Raw genomic sequence first — 16756 nt, forward strand, 5'->3', positions numbered from 1 at the left:
CCGCACCTCGCTCGCCGTATCGGCACTTAGAATTATGCGGTATTGCCCTAATAATTTTGAAAAGAGGGTATTGTTATGGCAACTGAATTAAAATTAGCGCCCAAAGAGCATCAGGTTGCAGATCCCATTCGTACCCCTGGTCCCTACCCTGATGCCGTGGCCGAAATTGATGAAAAGCTGAAGGCAGACCCCAAGAACGCTGATTTGTGGATGCAGCGTGGCTTGGCCTTGGCTGGCGGTTTTTATATGCGTGAAGCCGTGGAAGCCTATTCCCGTGCCATCGAGCTTGATCCTTTCAAGGGGATTCTGTACCGCCACCGCGGCCATCGTCATATCAGCTGTTGGGAATTTGAAGAGGCCGTTGCCGACTTTGTTATGGCAAGCCGACTGATCCCTGACAACTGGGATGTATGGTATCACCTGGGTCTTTCTTATTTTCTGCTGGGCCGCTACGAGGATGCAGCTGTTGCTTATAAACGCTGCTATGCACTTTCCAATCCTGCTAAAGCAGATGATTTCTGTGCTGTTACTGACTGGCGCTGGCGCACCTACATGCGTCTTGGGCGCAAAGAGGATGCTACAGCTCTGTTGAAGAATCTGCCCGATGGTTACGAGAAAGCTGCGGATGTCTGCGGCTATACCTTGAATTGCGCTATGTATCAGGGTAAGATCAGCCCGGAGGATCTGATGAAGGATCGCTTGGTGGATGGACACCTGGATGCTATTACAAGCCTGTATGCCCTATCTAACTACTACTATGTCATGGGTGATATGGATAAATCCAACGAACTTGTAGACAAATGCCTGGAATTTGCTGATGCCAATCAGTGGTGCAGCTTTGGTTATCTTGCTGCACGCGTAGATAAGGCTGCGCGTGCCAAATAAGAAAGGGGAATTTTGTTATGAGACAAAGTATGCTTCTGGAAGGTCCTCTGTCTGAGTACGAGCAGCGTATTGCCCGTCTGACCGCAGAGATGAAGAAAGTCGGCATGGACGGCATTTTGCTTTCTGCCCCCGATAATATGCGTTACTTCTGCGGTCATCGCAGTATTGTGTGGGATTCCAATGTTTCCATGCCTGGTACGTTGGTGCTTTCCGCTGACGGCAACATGCGCCTAGCTGGCTCCCAGAGTAACAATCCCACTGCCCGTATGACTGCATGTGTTGACGAGGACTGCTATATTGCTTATTTTAACGGCGGTACGCGCCAGCCTGGTCAGCCCAGTAGCTACCCCGAAGCCATTCTACAGGCTTTCAAGGAACTGGGGCTGGAAAACGGCAAGATCGGTATGGAGTGGGGCCGCGGCTGCCGTGTGCGTATGATCCATGCTGATTATGAGAACATCATTGCCCACATGCCGCATGCCAACTTTGTGGATGCCAGCAACACCATCTGGGCGGTCCGTGGTGTAAAGAGTCCCTATGAGCAGGATCTGCTACGCAAGGTCAACAACATCAACACCAAGCTGTACGAGCATGCCTATGCTCGCATTGTCCCCGGAGTCACTACTGAACGAGGCCTGTACAACAGCATGGTAGCTGAAGCCTATGAGCTGGGATGCGACAGCATGCTGGAAATGGACGTTCGCGGCCACAAAACTCGTTATGGTCTGCCTAACTGCCCGCCGAGCGATTTGCCCTTTGGTACCGAAGACGGCACTTCCATCATGATCGATGGCGGCCCCAGCTACAAGGGTTATTTCTCTGATATTATCCGTGTTGGCATCATCGGCAAGCCCACTGCTGAGCAGGAGCGTCTGTACAAGATTGCCTTGGAAGGCCACTCCATTGGTATGAGCAAGCTTCGCGCTGGTGTTCTGATCAGCGATGTTGTTGCTGCCGTAGATGCATACTATGAAAAGGCTGGTGTATCTGACATTAACCAGACTAAGGGGTGGATTGGCCACAGCATTGGCCTGAATGTCCACGAGTATCCTTGCCTGGAGGCCGGTGAGGATACGCCGTTGCAGGCTGGCATGGTTATGTCCATGGAGCCGTCCCTGACTACTCCCACCGCTGGCACCATGTGCTTGGAGCAGAACTTTATCGTAACGGAAACCGGCTATGAACTGCTGAGCAAAATGCCTACCGAGTTGGTCCGCGTTTACTAAACAATGATTAAGTAACCTTCCCATTACTTAAGGCAATACCGCATAATTCTAAGTGCCGATACGGCGAGCGAGGTGCGGCAGATGCTAAGCCAAAAGCGCAGATAATACTGGATGCTGCAAAGGTGAGCGCCGCCAGTGGCGGAAACAGCGAACCGAAGCAGGGGCAGCGGTCGCAGAGTGCGAGGGGCTTTTGCCCCCGAAGCACGATGCGGGTACCGCAACCCGACATTATCGAGCATTTTGGCAACGCAGATGCCGTGCCGCAGCTGCCGGAGCGGTGCTTAAGCCGTAAGGCGGGAATTGTGCGGTGTTGCCTTAAGTCAAAGCTTGTCCTACATCTAGGCATCGCCTTATATCTCCGGCCACATAATCTTCCACTCAAAATACTCTGCCTGCGTAATCTCCCCTGCATACAACTTCTTCTGAACCGCAGCCCAATCCTTTAGGAAATCATCCAAAATCGTATCATCGAACCACATGGCCACCGGGGAACGCGGCGGCCAGTTATCGTTGTCATCATAGTGTAGCGCAAAGCTTGGGTTGGCATTGTACCGCGCTGTGCCGCGCTCGGTGGGGACCAGCTTGATAACGCCGGGCTGCGCCTCGTCCAGCCAGAAAAGCTGCTCCAGAATATCGTTTGCCGGGCCGTTTCCGCCATCGGAAAGTGCCAATGGGGAAACACGCAAAGCCTCTGCTATCTGATTTAGCAGGGGCTTTTTTGGTACGCGATAACCCATTTCGTACTGCGCAATGCGGTTTGCGCTGAGGTCGACCAACTCGCCCAACTCTTTCTGAGTCATGCGGCGGTGCTGGCGGATGCGCTTGATTTTCTCTCCGATGTTCATTTCGTTCACTCACTTTGAAGGATTTTCCTTATTGTACCACACCATAACATAAAAGCGCAGTATCCTATATTTACATCGCAAATATGCGAAAGCCAAAATTCAAGGATGGTGATCGCATGGATTGTAAAGAAATCAGAGAAATGTACAAGCTCATGTTTGCGGAGTACCCGGACATTGTAACGGTCAAGGATCTGCAAGCCATGCTGGGCATCAGCCGCCACGCGGCCTATGACCTGCTGGGGGAGGGCGAAATCAGCTGCATCCGGCTGGCAAACGCCTACAAAATCCCCAAAATCAATGTCATTGACTATGTTCTGAAGCGTCCGTGCGGTCAGACCCGCGTGAGCGCGTAGGTGAAAACCTTGCTTTTGGCAAGAGGCCCGCCCGGAAAGTGAATCAGATTTGATTCACTTTTCAGAGAACAGGGCATAAAAGTGAATCAGTTCTGATTCACTCGCAGCAACCGCCCAAATCTGCCCTGTGTGGGGCAGATGCCACACGCAGCATACGGATACGAAACAGCCAGAACACCCGCCGTTTGGCGCGTTTGTGGGGCTGTGGGGCAGCGTGAGCCGTACAACTTAACACTAGAGAATAAAACTTACTACACACAAAAAGACGATAGTATGAGATAATAGATATTCGGAGGGGAGAATGTTCTCCCGCTGGGGGTTGCTGTCCACCATGATGATGGTGGCAGCGTCCCGGTCAATGTCGCGGACAATGACGGGCATGGTGGTCAGTCCTGCCAGCTCGCAGGCGTGTTTGCGGCGGTGGCCTGCGATCAGCTCATAACCGCCGTCCTCCCGTGGCCGTGCCAGCGCGGGGACGAGGACGCCGCATTCCTTGACGCTTTCGGCGGTTTCCTGCATGGACGCATCCTCCCGCACCTGAAAGGGATGATCCGGGAACGGATGCAGCTCGGAGAGCGGAATCTGAATGACTACTTCCTGCTGCGGCTTCGGCTTTTTGGATGGCGCGGGCTTTTTGCCCGGTTCTTTCTGCGCTGCTTTTTCAGGCATTGTGTTCCTCCTGTCGGCATCTGATTTTGGGTGCAAAAAAGGACATTTCTTCTTTTCAGAGGAAATGTCCTGATTTCTTGGACGGGCTGATAGCCTGCCCAAACGGTATTTTATTTTTGCCGTTACTATAACACCCCCTACGATATAACTACTTCGCGGCTCGATTTTTCGTTTTGGAAAAGGATGAAAAACCTTGTCAGATAACCGAAAACCCTTGATATACGGGGCTTTTCCGGTTTGTCGTAATTATACCGTAAGGGCACTCCTGCGCCAGCCTGTTGCTGAAAGAGGGCGTACCGATGAAGCAGATTCAAGAGTGGTTAGGTCACAGGGATATTTCCACCACGGCGAATATCTACGCGCATCTGGATTCGCAATCCAAGAACCTGAGCGCCCGGACGATGGATAACACGCTGACATTGCTCGAAGCGCAGCCCATAAAGAAGTGGTAATTTGAACAGCGGCGGCACCTGAGAAATCGAGTGCCGCCTTTTTTGCTGTCAATTTGTACCCAAGCTGCGGGAAGAATCTTGTGTAGTTCTGTGAATAGCTATTTGCCGCGATTGCTGGTATGATTTGTACCGAACCCGAAAATCACTACTTGAAAATAAAGGGGAGATGCCTATAAGAAAAGCATCGAAATTTTGCAAAGTGGCAATAAAAAATCACTACCCAATGTAAAATCGAGTAGTGATACTTGGCGCAGACGGTGGGATTCTCCCGCGCCCTTGCAACAGTCCGCAGGACTGTTGCAGCCCGGCGGGACACAAAGCGCCGGGCACGGGCTGTTCGAATCCCACCTTGCATCCCTTGCATAGTTTGCCGCAAAAATAAAAAGCAGCACCCCGCAAGGTGCTGCTTTTGGCGCAGATGGTGGGAGTCGAACCCACGCGACAGTCTCCTGTCCTAAAGCATTTCGAGTTAATCTTTGAAAAGGCGTTATAGCTGCAATAGGGGTCAGTGCAGGCTGGTTTGTCCGCTGATTTTGGGCGATGTTTGTGGTGAAAACACTGATAAGCCAGTGAAAAACAATGTAGGTACGAAAATAAGTAAAAACGCCTGTTTTGAGGCAAAAATGGCGACTTTTTGGGAAAAATGCAAGATAAGATGCAAGATAAGCCCTGCCACAAAAGCCGGATAATGGTGCAGGTTTGCGGACACGAATGAGAAAAATGCAAGCTACAAAAGAAATGAGTAAGTGATTTTTAGGGTTCCACTTTACAAACAAGGAGAACCCGAAATGAAGAAAAAACTTGTAAGCAAAGACCCGCTGGCAGAAAAAATTGAAGAAATCCTAACGCCCTATCCGGACCCGATGAGCCGCAACGATTTCCGCATCGTATGCCATATCGGAACACGAACCTCGCTTTATCTTCTGCAAAGCGGACTTGTTCCCTGCAAAAACAACGGAAAGAAAACACGTTGCTATAAAATCGCCAAGAAAGATGTTGCCGAGTATCTCTACCGCCGCGAGTCCGACCCGATGCACTACACTCCGCCCAGCGGGTGGTATTACAACTACCCCAAACACAAGAAACCTGCCGCATCGTTGGAGCGCAAGCTGAACTACAAAGGCGAGGAACGGCTGCTGGCCAAGGAATGGTACGAGCAACAGTTAGCAAATTACCCGGATGTACTGACCGTTGCGCAAGTCTGCGAGGTGACAGGCTACCAACGCCACACAATCTTGAAATGGTGCAGCAAGGGCTTGCTGAAAACCATCTTGCAGACACCCAAGTACATGATTCCCAAAGTATGGCTACTGGAATTTGTGACATCCGATTTTTTCAACGAGATCAGCCGAAAATGTGGAAAACACTATGCCGCCATCAAGGAAATCGGTGGTTCACGCAAAGCCCGATAAGATGACTATTCGACCTCATGTGAACGCCAACACTTTAAGACTGCTTCCATCGGTCTGATATGGTTCCCATTTCAATTTTCCAGTCACTGACTGGAAAATTGGATATCTGAGATATGCAAGCCCTAAAATCTAGTTAGACAAATCTCCCAAGGCATATTCAGCTTTTACGCAGAACTCAATTTGCCAGACACTGTCTGGTAAATTAGCTAGCCAAATACAACAGGCTTATATTTTATAAATCAGCATATTATGGTCAAAGCTGTCAAACAGGGGTATCCACATTCAAAAGAGAAAGGCCCAAAGTTGGACGCAAAGAATAAGGGACAGAAATAATTGAAATAGAATGTAATTCGTACAAGACTGATATTCTTGAAGCTGTCAATATTTTAATTTGTTGACATTTTCCCAAAATCACGATATAGTAATAGTAGAAAACGACTTGGGAGGGATACTGGATGCCGAGCGATTACCAAAAGCAAATAAAAGAAATTTTTGGCACATCTGATTTGGATGAATTGCGAGAACTTGCAAAGATGCTGAAAATCAATAATCCAAATCCGCGCAATGCGGGTCGCAAGGCGCAGCTTACCCCCGACCAGATCGTAGAGGTTTTGGAACTGCATAGAAAAGGCATCGGCAACACCGAGATTGCGAAGCAGTTCGGCGTGTCGCGCCAGACCATATATAAGTATATCTATAACGCCGAGCATTTCAGCAAGAACCCGGATTTCACCATGCGGATGAACTTCATGAATGGTCAGCAGTTATGTACGGTCATTGACGTTGATTTCAAGCACGAAGTTGTCCGCATGAAGAACTACACTGACCGAATCCCTTTGCGGGCGTTTGGTGTTGTAGAAAATCCGTCCTGGGCGGATTTCGAGGAGTTTTTGAAAGAAAGATGTCTGCCCGCCAGCCGAGCCGGTTTGAAAGGCATCCTCCGAGAGATGGAGGTTCCTTTCTTTGATCCGCTGCTGATTATTGAAAAGACCAATGGGCGCATGGCTGGGGACAACCAGTGGGTGCAGATGATCCGTAACATCGCTGCGTAAGGAGGGCTCTATGGAAATGATTGATTTAAGCAGGCTTGAGCCACAAGAAACGCTGAACCATACTTCCAAGGGAAATCAGCTGAAATGGAAATGCGATGGATACTGGTACAAGGCTGACCATATGGGTTATGAGGGGCTGGCGGAAACGATTGTTTCTGCCATGCTGGCAAAGTCAACCATTAAGTACCCCTTTGTCGTTTATGAGTATTCGCAAATCAAGTACAAAGACCGAGTTTACAGTGGCTGTAAAAGCGCTGATTTTCTCGCGGGCGGCTATGACCTTATTCCATTGGAAAAGCTGTATCGAAAATTTACCGGTGGGAGCCTTGCAGTAGATACAGCGCATCAAGGGGAAATCAAGAATCAGATAAAATTTCTGGTAAACTTCGTTGAACAGACAACCAGACTGCAAAACTTTGGACAATATCTGACCTCGATGCTGGAGATTGATGCATTCTTCCTAAACGAAGATCGCCATACCAATAATATTGCCGTTCAATACAACGCTGCGGACAATACCTATGCGCTATGCCCCCTATTTGATAACGGCTTGTCTCTTTTGGCAGATACCAATATGGATTTTCCCTTGGAAAGAAGCTTAGAGGATTGTCTAAAAACCGTTGAAGCCAAGCCTTTTTCGAGATATTTTGACGAACAGTTAGATGCTGCTGAGGAATTATACGGCATACAGCTTCACTTCAACTTTAGCACAAACGATGTAAAGGCGCTCATCGATAGCTATCGAACCGCCTATAGCCAAGAAATTTGCGACCGCTGTGAAGCCCTTATCCGCCGCCAGATGCGCCATTATGGGTATCTTGTTAAATAGACTTGGGCATAAGCTTGGGGGCAAGCCGCAGGACAAGATAAAGGACAAATCATACACAAGGCCCACAGGCTGGATATAAGATCTAGCCTGTGGGCTTTTCATCTTCCTTGCAATGATATCAAACCGTCTGACTTTTGAATTATTCATATCTTGCCCCATAACAACCAATAAAAATACATCTTGATCTTTTTTATGTGTTTCAATTGTTTTTTAACTATAAATGCTCAACGCTGCGGTTTGATTTTCCGCAAATAAGTTTGAATTTCCGTCTTTTTTTATGATTTTTCAGGGAAAGTATGCTATAATATGTTAAATTGGTTGTCCTTTATCTTTGAATGATAGTATATTGCCGAAGGAGAATCGCTATGGCTGTCAGATACAATAAACTTTGGAAAATCTTAATCGACAAGAAGATGAGGAAAAAAGACTTGCAAGAAGCGGCACACATTACGCATTATCAGATGATGAAACTTGCAAGAGATGAAAATATAACTACCGAAATTATCGGTAACATTTGCAAGGCACTTAACTGTACGCCCGATGAAATCATGGAGTTTTATGACGCATAAGCTGAGTAGAGTATGCTTTATGTGACACAAACTTTGCCATAATTAGGATGGGTGTAGAAAAATGGAGCTTATAAACAATACTACAAAGACTCTAAAAGACGATTTGTCCGTAGAAATCAAGCAAGGCAGCAAGCTATCCATTGCAGCGGCTTGTTTCTCTATCTATGCCTTTCAAGAGTTGAAGGAGCAGCTATCACAGATTGAGGAACTCCGCTTTATTTTTACATCTCCGACTTTCGTGACAGAAAAGGCAAAAAAAGAACGCCGTGAATTTTACATTCCGCGCTTAACCCGTGAACGAAATCTTTACGGTACTGAGTTTGAAATTAAGCTCCGCAATGAATTGACCCAAAAGGCTATTGCACGAGAATGTGCAGAGTGGATCAGGCAGAAAGTCACTTTCAAATCAAATGTCAGTGACAAATCTATTCAGGGACAAATTGTAGTTGACGGCGTAGGCTATACCCCCATCAACAACTTTACTACGGTTGAACTCGGTTGCGAAAAAGGCAATGTAATCAGCACCACAATTGTAAAGGACGAGTCCCTTGCCCGCACTTTGCTTGCTGACTTCAATGAAATCTGGAACGACAGCAAGGTGCTTCAGGTCGTCACAGATGAGGTGATCGACAGCATCACGGTTGCCTATAATGAGAACTCGCCCGACTTTATCTACTTTGTGACTCTCTACAATATTTTCAGCGAGTTTTTGGAAGATGTGTCCGAGGATGTTTTGCCAAACGAGGCAACCGGCTTCAAGGAAAGCAAGATTTGGGGGATGCTCTACAACTTCCAAAAGGATGCCGCTCTCGCCATCATAAACAAACTCGAAAAATACAACGGCTGTATTCTTGCAGACAGCGTTGGTCTCGGTAAAACCTTTACAGCGCTTGCCGTTATAAAATATTACGAAAACCGCAACAAATCCGTCCTGGTGCTTTGCCCCAAGAAGCTGACGAATAACTGGAACACCTATAAGGACAACTATGTCAACAACCCGATTGCTGCCGATAGACTCCGCTACGATGTGCTTTACCACACTGACTTGAACCGCACCCACGGCAACTCAAACGGTCTGGATCTTAGCAGATTGAATTGGGGCAACTACGATCTTGTCGTGATTGATGAATCCCACAACTTCCGCAACGGCGGCAAGCTGATTGAAAACCCGGATGAAGAAACCAAGGACAATCGCTATGTAACCCTGATGAAAAAGGTCATCCGAGCAGGCGTGAAAACAAAGGTGCTGATGCTTTCCGCCACGCCGGTCAACAACCGTTTCAATGACCTGAAAAATCAGCTTGCATTGGCTTACGAAGGACACACCGATTATATTGACGAAAAACTCAATACCAGCCGTTCGATTGACGAAATTTTCAGAAATGCGCAGCGGGCATTTAATACATGGAGCAAGTGGGAGCCTTGCGACCGCACAACCGAAAACCTGCTCAAAATGTTGGACTTCGACTTTTTTGAGCTGCTGGACAGTGTCACGATTGCCCGTTCCCGCAAGCACATTCAGAAATACTATGACACAAGCGCCATCGGCACATTCCCCACGCGCCTAAAGCCTATCTCGCTGCGTCCGCATCTGACGGATTTGAAGGGGGCAATCAACTACAACGAGATTTTCGAGCAGCTGATGCTTCTGAATCTGACGATTTACACGCCCTCTCACTTTATTCTGGCGAGCAGAATGGAAAAATACGCGGAGCTTTATGGCGACAACACTGTCAATGTGGGCTTTACGCAGGCCAGCCGCGAGCAGGGCATCCGGCGATTGATGGCCATCAACCTGATGAAACGTATGGAAAGCTCTGTCTATTCGTTCAATTTAACGCTGGAACGAATCAAAGAGCTTATCGACAGCACAATCGACACCATCAACCGTTTTAACCACCACACGGGCACCACATTGAATTTGACGGACATTTCCAATGTGAACGAGTTTGACGACGACGATCAGGATACCGATGATTTGTTCGCGTTTGGCAAAAAGGTCAAGATCGACCTTACGGATATGGACTATGAGTCGTGGCGCAAGGAACTGCAAAAAGACGCCGAAGTTCTGGATCTCCTTACCTACATGGTGCGCGACATCACGCCGGAGCATGACTTGAAGCTGCGCGAGCTTTTCCGTGTGATCAACAATAAAATCACTGCGCCTATCAATCCCGGAAACGAGAAAATTATCATTTTCACGGCGTTTTCTGACACGGCGGAATATCTGTACAACAATGTCGGTCCCTTTGTAAAAGAAAAGTTCGGTTTGAATACCGCCATGATCACCGGCAATGTGGAGGGGCGCACCACCTGCCCGAGATTGCGGTCGGACTTAAACACGGTTCTGACCTGCTTCTCTCCGATATCCAAGGACAAAGAGCTGCTGATGCCCGGCGACAATACGAAAATCGACATTCTGATTGCCACCGACTGCATTTCTGAAGGTCAGAACTTGCAGGACTGCGACTATCTCGTCAACTATGACATTCACTGGAATCCAGTTCGTATCATTCAGCGTTTCGGGCGTATTGACCGTATCGGAAGCCGCAACAAGGTCATTCAGCTTGTGAATTTCTGGCCTGATGTGACCCTTGACGATTATATCAACCTGAAAGCCAGAGTTGAAACCCGTATGAAAATCGTGGATATGACCGCCACGGGCGATGATAATCTGCTCAGTGACGAGGAAAAGACAGACCTTGAGTACCGAAAGGCGCAGCTCAAGCGCTTGCAGGATGAGGTCGTAGACATTGAGGATATGACCACCGGCATTTCCATTATGGATTTGGGGCTCAACGAGTTCCGTCTGGACTTGCTGGAATATGTCAAGAACCACCCGGACATCGAAAAAACACCCTTCGGTCTGCACTCGGTTGTTCCTGCAAGCGAGGACGCGCCTGCCGGTGTGATTTTCGTTTTGAAGAATCGCTCCAACAGCGTAAACATCGACAACCAGAACCGGCTGCATCCCTTCTATATGGTTTATATCGGGGATGACGGCGAGGTTGTCTGTAACCATCTTTCCCCGAAGCAGATGCTGGATAGAATGCGTTTTCTCTGCAAAGGGCAGACAGAGCCAATCCCCGCAGCCTATAAGCCGTTTAACAAAGAAACCCGCGACGGCAAAAATATGTCCCGCCTTTCCAAACTGCTTGGCGACGCCATCGCCTCGATCATCGAGGTAAAGGACGAGAGCGATATTGACAGCTTCTTGAACGGCGGGCAGATCAGCTTCCTGACAAATGAAATCAAAGGACTTGACGACTTTGAACTGATTTGCTTTTTGGTAGTTAGGAATGAGGAATGAGGAGTTAGGAATGGAACGTGTTGTTTTTGAAAAAAGCAAAAATTTTGCCTTGCGAATAATCGCCCTATACAAATACTTCTGTGACGAAAAGAGAGAATTCATTTTATCCAAACAACTATTGCGCAGCGGAACGAGTATAGGGGCAAACATAGCGGAGGCAAATTGTGCTTGCAGCCGAAAGGATTTTCTTGCTAAAATGCACATTGCTTTTAAGGAATCCGCCGAAACGGCATACTGGTTAGAGCTTTTATACAAAGCGCAGTATCTGACTCAGACGCAATACGATTCCATAAACGCCGATTGCGGCGAACTTCAAAAACTCTTATCAAGTATCACCAAAAGCCTAAAAGAAAACTCCTAACTCCTAACTGCTAACTCCTAATTCCTAACTGATTTGAACGGAGTGAAAATCAAAATGCTCGGACTTCCAAAGTCAACTGAAATGAGCAAGCAACTGCCTAAAAAGGCAATCTATGCCAAATTTCAGATGAATACAGCGGTCAAAGACAAAATCGATGCCGATATATCGAGAATTACCATAGTCGACGAAATTTCTCCAAGCCGAATCAAAATTCCTGCCGGAGAGGAAGTCGGCAGCTTCTTTGTCCTGCTTGTTGCGCTCAAGAAAAAGAACTTTGATGAGAAAACGATTGCCGCTTTATCGAAGCTGATTCCGCAGAATATTCTATTTGTGCTGGAATTTGAAGGGCAAAGTAAGCTGGCAATCTATCACACCAAGCTGATGCAGACGGACTGGAAGCCTACCGAAAGCTGCACCCTAGAGCTGCGGGGGTTGACCCTTGATAAAGTTTGGGAAAACATCGTAGTGGACATCGGTGAGGTGAGCATTGCAGACGGCAACACTCTGGATGAGCAGATTGCCGCCGATGAGCGCCGACAGAAGATGGAAAAAGAAATTGCCAAGCTGGAAAAACAGGCACGGGCCGAGAAACAGCCGAAGAAGAAGTTTGAGTTGGTGCAACAGATAAGACAACTTGAAAAGGAAGTGCAGACAAAGCTATGAGAATAAACGAATTACGACCAACAGAGGAAAATATACGAAATACATATCTAAATGATACGATAGGAAGAAATAGCGATGTCAATGCATTTGTTGACATTCTGAATACTTTGGAAAATTCCTGTGCGATTGCCCTTGATGGAGTGTGGGGAAGCGGAAAAACATTCTTTGTCCAGCAGGTGAAAATGGTTTTGGATGCCTGTTGCCGCGATAGCGAAAATGCGGATAAGCAGAGTGTGCGGCGCAAATGGACTACTATGCATAATGGCAAAGAACCGGAATTTCAGTCACAATTATGCGTTTATTATGATGCATGGGAGAACGATAACGATGAGGACCCCGTACTTTCCCTTGTGTATTCGATTTTGCAAGATGTAGATGCCGAATCTCCCTTTGAAACGGAATCCGGAATATTTGATAAAGGTGCTGCAATTGCAGAGTGTTTGTCTGGACGCAGCATAACGGCTGTCGTGGACTCGTTAAAAAGTAAGGATACGTTGTCGGATTTGAGAAAGAAAAAGCAAATTCAGACGGAAGTAAAGAATTTCTTTGACGAATTGCTAACGGAACGTGCTAACCGCCTTGTTATTATTGTCGACGAATTAGACCGCTGCAAACCGGAATATGCAGTGCGGCTTTTGGAACGGGTAAAGCACTATTTTGCCGATGACAGGATATCCTTTGTATTTTCAACAAATATAAAAGAACTGCAACATACCATCGCTAGATTTTATGGAGAAGGGTTTGATGCCGTAAGATATTTTGATCGTTTTTTTGACCTAAGAATAGCCCTTCCTCCGGTAGATATGGATAGTTATCTTCGCAGTATCAACTTTGACAAGCAATATGTTGTTGACAGAGTTTGCTATGAATTGATTGAACAGTATGCTCTTTCCCTGAGAGAAAGTTCTCGATTCATACAGTTTGTTAATCTTGCGGTGCATGAGCCAACGCATGAAAGTCATAAATACGATTTTTCCTTTCCGGATGGGAAAGCCAAATTATTCGGGCTGATGTATGTGGTACCCCTGCTGGTTGTATTAAAAATGACCAACAATGAAAGTTACAATCAATTTGTCGAAGGAAAAAACGCAACCCCATTGGTAAACTTGTTAGAAAATATCCAAATGCGTGATGACTGGTCTTATAGTGAATTCCTTTCACGAGATGAATATTACGACACAAATCAGCTGTCGGGTTCGAGAACGAAATGTGTAGCTTTCAAGCAAAAAATAATGGATGTTTATGAGGCAATTTTTGGAAATCACTATAATTACCAGAATAACGCAATTCACATCGGCGAATATCAGTTTACAGCATATACAAAGAATATGTTGCTTCGAGCAGCGTCTTGCTTATCTGGATATGCTAAATATGAATGAGGAAGGAAAATTATGGACAAACTGAGAATGCAGACAGCGAACAAGGCTGATGAGAATTTCAAGAAATTGGCGGCGATGTTTCCTAATGCGGTGACGGAAACGATTAACGAAAACGGCGAGGTTGTGCGGGCGATTGATAAGGATGTGCTGATGCAGGAGATTTCCTGCAAGGTAGTGGACGGTAATGAGGAGCGCTATCAGTTTACTTGGCCTGATAAGAAAAAGTCTGTTCTGCTTGCCAACGCACCGATCAATAAGACGCTGCGTCCCTGCCGGGAGGAAAGCGTGGACTTTGACACCACAGAGAACCTCTATATTGAGGGCGACAACCTCGAAGTGTTGAAGCTGTTGCAGGAAACCTATCTCGGAAAAATCAAGATGATCTACATTGATCCTCCGTACAACACCGGCAACGACTTTGTGTATGAGGATGACTTTGCTCAGAGTACGGATGAGTATCTTGCCAACAGCGGTCAGTTCGATGAAGAGGGCAACCGCATGGTGCAGAACACCGAAAGCAACGGCCGTTTCCATACCGACTGGTTGAATATGATGTATCCACGACTGAAACTGGCAAAGGATTTGCTGAGTGAGGATGGAGTGATTTTCATCAGTCTTGATGATGGAGAAATTGACAATCTTAAGAAAATAAGTGATGAAGTATTGGGAAGTCAGAACTACGTTGGAACAGTTATATGGGAGCGAGCTTTTGCACCCAAGAATGATGCAAAGTACTTTTCGACAAGTCACGATTTTGTCCTAGTGTACGCAAAGAATATTGAGGATTTTGAAATTGGAAAACTACCAAGAACGCAAGAAGCTAATGCCCGTTATAAAAATCCGGACAACGATCCAAGGGGACCATGGGCAGCAGACAATATGACGGTCAAAACATATAGTGCTGCATATGATTATCCAATTACTACGCCAAATGGAACAGTAGTTAATCCAACCAACGGAAGATGCTGGTTCACGAGCAAGGAAAGAATGCAAAAGCTCATCGAAGATGGGAGAGTCTATTTTGGAGCTGATGGAGGAAATACTCCGCGATTGAAACGGTATTTGGCAGATGTGCAACAAGGCATGACACCCACGACAATCTGGAAATGTGATGATGTTGGGCATAATCAGGAGGGAAGGCAAGAGTTAAAGAAACTTTTTGATGACAAAGGCTATTTCGACAGCCCGAAACCACAACGTCTAATGCATCGAATCTTAAAAGTTGCTAATTTGTTAGATAATTCAATTGTGCTTGACTTTTTTTCGGGTTCAGCTTCAACCGCCCACGCTGTTATGCAACTGAACGCCGAGGACGGCGGACACCGCAAGTTTATCATGGTGCAGCTTCCTGAAAAATGCGACGAAAAGAGTGAAGCCTATAAAGCCGGTTATAAAAACATCTGCGAAATCGGCAAGGAGCGTATTCGCCGTGCGGGTGCAAAAATCAAGGAAGAAGCAGGGCTGGCTGCGCAGAATCTTGACACCGGTTTCCGCGTGTTGAAATGCGACACCTCCAATATGAAAGATGTCTACTATAACCCTGCGGAGTATGAGGTCAATATGTTCTCCCGCCTTGAGGATAACATCAAAGAGGACAGAACGCCGGAGGATCTGCTGTTCCAAGTAATGCTCGATTTGGGTGTGCTGCTCTCCAGCAAAATTGAGGAAACCACCATTGCCGGCAAGAAGGTGTTCAATGTGGAGGACAACTACCTGATTGCCTGTTTCGACAGCGATGTTTCGGAGGAAACCATCAAAGCCATCGCCAAACAGAAGCCGTACTACTTCGTCATGCGCGACAGCTCTATGGCAAGCGACAGCGTAGCCACCAATTTCGACCAGATTTTCGCCACCTATAGCCCCGACACCGTAAGGAAGGTGCTGTGATGACGACAAGCATTAAATACGAAGTTGAGCAGCTTTATCACTATACATCGTTAAATACTTTACATGCAATTCTGCAAAATAAAACAATTCGATTAACGGATTATCGTTTTTTAAATGATATGCAGGAGTTATTTTTTGCAACAGAAAAATTGAAAAAATACATTCAAGGAAATCCGACTATTAATGAAAGAGAAGAATTATTAACTGCTGTTCAAAATATTGAAAGTGGGAAAATCAGTAAATTTAAGTCTGTGGGTTATTCAGGCGACAAGATTTTAGTATCTCCTTTATTATCTGACACAAATTATTATGTTCTATCATTATCTAATGCTCGAGATAACATTGCAATGTGGAAAATGTATGCGCCTGAAGGTTGCTGCATGAAATTCAACAGTCAAAAATTGTTTGAATTTTTTTATTCATTTCGAGATGAACATCTTCCACAAGGACTCACGAATATTATCAGAGGTCAGGTGCATTACGGAGATGACCAACAGATGCCGCATATGGTTAATTTCATGTCTAGTGACTTTAATAAATTGATGATATATTACAATATATTACAATACTGCCTTCTTCAGAAAGATAAAGCGTTTGCATATGAACAGGAATATAGAATTGCATTGCCATTTGAATCTGAATATCTCGACGATTCATGCTCGAGGGAATTTATAATTAGTGAAACACTAATTAAACCTCAAATTGAATTTAAAAATTTTCCTATTTCTGAAATTCTGGAAGAGGTTATCATAAGTCCTTTTGTTAAATCTGAACTTACACATATGGGTGTTCAAGAATTGCTTAAAGCCAACGGTATTTCGCCCGATATTGTCTTAAAATCTAATATATTGATAAGGTGAAACC

Annotated in this window: 15 protein-coding genes and 2 pseudogenes; 14 read left to right on the plus strand and 3 right to left on the minus strand. The window is 46.1% G+C overall.

Translation table 11 applies throughout. The features are described 5' to 3' along the window. Positions 1 to 75 precede the first annotated feature (75 nt). Together PG062_RS03655 and PG062_RS03660 are read left to right on the plus strand one after the other, a co-directional pair. On the plus strand, positions 76 to 885 hold the full coding sequence (locus PG062_RS03655; RefSeq protein WP_270751195.1) for a tetratricopeptide repeat protein: 810 nt from the start codon (positions 76 to 78) through the stop codon (positions 883 to 885). A 17-nt stretch (positions 886 to 902) separates the two neighbouring features. After that, complete coding sequence (locus tag PG062_RS03660) at positions 903 to 2111, plus strand: M24 family metallopeptidase (protein ID WP_270751197.1); 1209 nt, start codon at positions 903 to 905, stop codon at positions 2109 to 2111. Positions 2112 to 2461: 350 nt separating this feature from the next. Here PG062_RS03660 and PG062_RS03665 read toward each other — a convergent pair whose 3' ends face one another. Next, positions 2462 to 2956, minus strand: a complete 495-nt coding sequence (locus tag PG062_RS03665; RefSeq protein WP_270751278.1) for a helix-turn-helix domain-containing protein — start codon at positions 2954 to 2956, stop codon at positions 2462 to 2464. Positions 2957 to 3072: 116 nt separating this feature from the next. Between PG062_RS03665 and PG062_RS03670 the strand changes: the two genes are divergently transcribed. Further along, the gene (locus PG062_RS03670; RefSeq protein WP_207706159.1) at positions 3073 to 3309 is read left to right on the plus strand and encodes a helix-turn-helix domain-containing protein; all 237 of its coding nucleotides are present in this window, start codon (positions 3073 to 3075) and stop codon (positions 3307 to 3309) included. Positions 3310 to 3597: 288 nt separating this feature from the next. Here PG062_RS03670 and PG062_RS03675 read toward each other — a convergent pair. Then, positions 3598 to 3978 (minus strand): annotated as a pseudogene (locus tag PG062_RS03675) (ParB/RepB/Spo0J family partition protein); the annotation flags it as partial. 260 nt (positions 3979 to 4238) lie between these two features. Between PG062_RS03675 and PG062_RS03680 the strand changes: the two are divergent. Next, positions 4239 to 4430 (plus strand): annotated as a pseudogene (locus tag PG062_RS03680) (tyrosine-type recombinase/integrase); the annotation flags it as partial. A gap of 505 nt (positions 4431 to 4935) precedes the next feature. Here PG062_RS03680 and PG062_RS03685 read toward each other — a convergent pair. Further along, on the minus strand, positions 4936 to 5106 hold the full coding sequence (locus PG062_RS03685; protein WP_270751199.1) for a hypothetical protein: 171 nt from the start codon (positions 5104 to 5106) through the stop codon (positions 4936 to 4938). Positions 5107 to 5218: 112 nt separating this feature from the next. On the opposite strand from PG062_RS03685, the gene PG062_RS03690 reads away from it, so the two are divergent. From PG062_RS03690 to PG062_RS03735, 10 genes are all read left to right on the plus strand, one after another. Further along, positions 5219 to 5842 carry a helix-turn-helix domain-containing protein gene (locus tag PG062_RS03690; protein WP_270751200.1) on the plus strand — a complete coding sequence of 208 codons (624 nt, stop codon included), beginning with the start codon at positions 5219 to 5221 and terminating at the stop codon, positions 5840 to 5842. A gap of 455 nt (positions 5843 to 6297) precedes the next feature. Next, positions 6298 to 6894 (plus strand): helix-turn-helix domain-containing protein, encoded by a 597-nt coding sequence (locus tag PG062_RS03695; RefSeq protein WP_270751201.1) that lies wholly within the window; start codon positions 6298 to 6300, stop codon positions 6892 to 6894. Between the two features lie 10 nt (positions 6895 to 6904). Beyond that, complete coding sequence (locus tag PG062_RS03700) at positions 6905 to 7723, plus strand: HipA domain-containing protein (RefSeq protein ID WP_270751202.1); 819 nt, start codon at positions 6905 to 6907, stop codon at positions 7721 to 7723. A gap of 365 nt (positions 7724 to 8088) precedes the next feature. Next, positions 8089 to 8292, plus strand: coding sequence for a helix-turn-helix domain-containing protein (locus PG062_RS03705; protein WP_227593754.1), 204 nt, complete (start codon positions 8089 to 8091; stop codon positions 8290 to 8292). Positions 8293 to 8530: 238 nt separating this feature from the next. Next, positions 8531 to 11602 carry a helicase-related protein gene (locus PG062_RS03710; RefSeq protein ID WP_333559372.1) on the plus strand — a complete coding sequence of 1024 codons (3072 nt, stop codon included), beginning with the start codon at positions 8531 to 8533 and terminating at the stop codon, positions 11600 to 11602. Between the two features lie 10 nt (positions 11603 to 11612). Continuing rightward, the gene (locus PG062_RS03715) at positions 11613 to 11963 is read left to right on the plus strand and encodes a four helix bundle protein (protein WP_270751206.1); all 351 of its coding nucleotides are present in this window, start codon (positions 11613 to 11615) and stop codon (positions 11961 to 11963) included. Positions 11964 to 12017: 54 nt separating this feature from the next. After that, the gene (locus tag PG062_RS03720) at positions 12018 to 12626 is read left to right on the plus strand and encodes a DUF4391 domain-containing protein (RefSeq protein ID WP_270751280.1); all 609 of its coding nucleotides are present in this window, start codon (positions 12018 to 12020) and stop codon (positions 12624 to 12626) included. Further along, a complete protein-coding gene (locus tag PG062_RS03725; RefSeq protein WP_270751208.1) occupies positions 12623 to 14005 on the plus strand; it encodes a KAP family P-loop NTPase fold protein in 1383 nt (460 codons plus the stop codon). The genes PG062_RS03720 and PG062_RS03725 overlap by 4 nt, the downstream gene beginning before the upstream one ends. A gap of 12 nt (positions 14006 to 14017) precedes the next feature. Continuing rightward, positions 14018 to 15892, plus strand: a complete 1875-nt coding sequence (locus tag PG062_RS03730) for a site-specific DNA-methyltransferase (RefSeq protein WP_270751210.1) — start codon at positions 14018 to 14020, stop codon at positions 15890 to 15892. Beyond that, positions 15892 to 16752, plus strand: coding sequence for a DUF2971 domain-containing protein (locus tag PG062_RS03735; RefSeq protein WP_270751212.1), 861 nt, complete (start codon positions 15892 to 15894; stop codon positions 16750 to 16752). Before PG062_RS03730 ends, PG062_RS03735 begins: the two co-directional genes overlap by 1 nt. Positions 16753 to 16756: the final 4 nt, after the last annotated feature.

Source organism: Gemmiger qucibialis, assembly GCF_027689445.1.
Lineage (GTDB): Bacteria > Bacillota > Clostridia > Oscillospirales > Ruminococcaceae > Gemmiger > Gemmiger qucibialis.